2 protein-coding genes are annotated in these 2,607 nt (G+C 47.3%); one reads left to right on the top strand and one right to left on the bottom strand.

Annotated elements, in window-relative coordinates; genetic code table 11:
• Positions 1 to 18: 18 nt before the first annotated feature.
• Positions 19 to 639 (bottom strand): CPP1-like family protein, encoded by a 621-nt coding sequence (locus tag NJ959_RS28350; RefSeq protein ID WP_254015107.1) that lies wholly within the window; start codon positions 637 to 639, stop codon positions 19 to 21.
• Positions 640 to 1,657: 1,018 nt separating this feature from the next.
• Here NJ959_RS28350 and NJ959_RS28345 point away from each other — a divergent pair.
• Positions 1,658 to 2,377 (top strand): response regulator, encoded by a 720-nt coding sequence (locus NJ959_RS28345; protein WP_373693730.1) that lies wholly within the window; start codon positions 1,658 to 1,660, stop codon positions 2,375 to 2,377.
• The last annotated feature ends 230 nt before the right edge of the window (positions 2,378 to 2,607 follow it).

The following is a 2,607-nucleotide window of genomic DNA, read 5'->3' as shown; positions in this document are numbered from 1 at the left end:
CCTACTCCCCACTCCCCATTAACGGAGGAAGCTACTAACCAGCCAGAAAAGGAAAAAAGTCAGCAAACTGGCAAATTTTTCCACTGTCAACCCGATGCTACTGAGTTGAGGGGCTAGAGATCCCCAGAGTCCATTGCCCAATCCCACGCCCACCAACAAACCAATCAGCGTTAGCAACAGGGCACGCCAAAATTTGTGTTCTTTGCGATTAACAAAATAAATATTAGCCCCGAAACCCAAAGCCACAACTAAGGGCAGAATTGACTCCTGCGAATATAAAACAGTCAGACTGCTCAAAATCAGGAACACCACCGCAGGCCAAAGCATATCCCCACCGCTGGGAGTATCCCACAACCCCTTAAGCCACCCACCAGGGGAATTAGCTGCCGATTGAGGAAAACTCACCGGGGCTTGGGGCAATTTCTCTGGGAAACGAATCCTTTCGGGAACCTTAATTTTCCCCTCTTGGCGCATTCTCAGGCGCTCCATAATAATCGCATCGTAAGCAGCCTCGACTGCCTCCAACTGCTTTTGCTCGCTGCGATACTGCTGGCTAAGTCGTCCTTTAGCCGCCTGAATTTCCTCAAACGATGCGTCTTCAGTTACCCCAAGCTTTTCGTAGGGATTTTGATCGCTCATGCAAAACCTCCGAAAGATCCCTTCTTTTAAATAGTTTGACACTCCCCCGGTCTCTTGACACCGGGATTCTCCTCCAGAAGATAACTACCGATATCGATAGCTATAGTTTCCCAGGGAGAGTTTGTTGAGTACAACTCCACACAGTTGAGTGGGTGAGACACTGATGACCCTAAATGCTGCTGCGATCGCAGGTTACAGGTTAGGCACGATCGAGTCTCCCTACAAGCCAGTTTAGCCTGTTCCTCGAACAGAAGTCTTTTATGCCACGAATTGTTTCAATTTTCTGAAAAACACTTTTTAAGGCTCCCCATCAGTTATGCTCTTGTGGCAGTTTCTGTAGGCTCCAAATTGGGTATGCTATCACTGGGTATTGGCATTGCCTAATTATATGAGGATAATTAAGTTAAATGGCCAATATACCATTGGTGTTGACAATTCTATCTCGTCAGAAACCCCACGCCTAAAGGCGGGGGCTTGCCAAAGCCCAAATCTGACCAGACTCAGTACCGAAGGGTACTATGTTAGAGGCAAGAGTTTAAGACCTACCAGAGAATGCGCAGCCAGTTCTCTGCTCTAGAACCAAACAGTTAAACATCTGTACAAGGGTTAAGGAAGTGCTGTTTGGATAGTTACCGACCTCTAACATTGTCTAGGCTCACATTACCCCATTTATGGGAGGCTCAAAGGAGCAAAACTATTATGCGTACAGGGTTGTGAAACTTGAAATGGAAATTGTCCCATTGAAAGTGCATTACAAGAGTACACCGAGTCTAGCAACTCCAAGGCGGTAATGGGTAGAACAGACCAAAAGATGACAATTTCCACTATTTTGACGGCGACTCAAGTCGCAGCCGCGTTCCGAACCGTGTCTAAAAGCCAGGGGTTTCCCTCTCGTTTTTTGATGATTCCCGATCCTGTGGTTCGTGGCAAGTATTGAGTAAAATGTATACACCAATGGTGTGGACAACCGTGCATCTCTTCTTGTCTCAGTTCCTGATCCAGTTCTCCGTGGAAGTAAATGACCATGGCCTCTGCCAAGATTCTTGTCGTGGATGACGACCCAGCAATCCGTAATTTAATTATTCGCTTTTTGAGCCAAAAGAACTATCAAATGGAGTCGGCTCATGATGGGAAGACGGCTCTGGCAATGTTTGAGCAATTCAACCCAGATCTGGTAATTCTCGATGTAAATTTGCCTGACGCTCTTGGGTACAACCTGTGTCAGGACATGCAGCGCCGTACCGATGTCTTTGTCCTTATGCTCACCAGTCGGGGAGATGCCGCCGACAAGGACATCGGGTTTAAACGAGGTGCTGATGATTACCTCACGAAGCCTTTCGATTTGCAAGAATTGGAAAACCGAGTTGGAGCGATATTGAGACGCAGGCGAGAAGTTACTGTAACTGAACAACAGCGTCTCATCTTCAATCATTTGGCGATCGATCCCACTCGTCGAGAGGTAACGCTCCATGATAAACTTGTACCGTTGACCGCTCTAGAATTCAATCTCCTCCATTTTCTGGCTTGTCATCCCGGTCAGGTTCTCACTCGTTCTGTGTTAATCCAGGAAGTCTGGGAGTACGACTATGTAGGGGATCAGCGGGTGGTTGATGTTCATATCGGTCAAATTCGCAAGAAGATTGAAATAGATGCCAGTGACCCCAAATTAATTCAAACTATCCGGGGGGTTGGTTATAAGTTTGAAGATCCTGCCAGGGAGAACAATGATTTCTCTTAAACCCAATTGGCTACCAAAACATCCCAAAAGCTCTTCGCCACCGTATGAGTAAGCGGTGGATGTTAGCGTCGCTTGGCGTTAGCCTAAGCCACAGAATAGCTGGGGGAGTACGTCAACCAATCGCGCTTGGCGAGGGAGCTAACCCACCTAGAGTTATACTGGTCAGTCCACTGACGTGACATCTCCTACACCAACCTGAGTACAGGTATGGTGTAGGCTTCCAAACCAAT

Source organism: Limnofasciculus baicalensis BBK-W-15 (assembly GCF_024178385.1).
GTDB lineage: Bacteria > Cyanobacteriota > Cyanobacteriia > Cyanobacteriales > Coleofasciculaceae > Limnofasciculus > Limnofasciculus baicalensis.
This window is presented reverse-complemented; position numbering and strand designations above follow the sequence as displayed.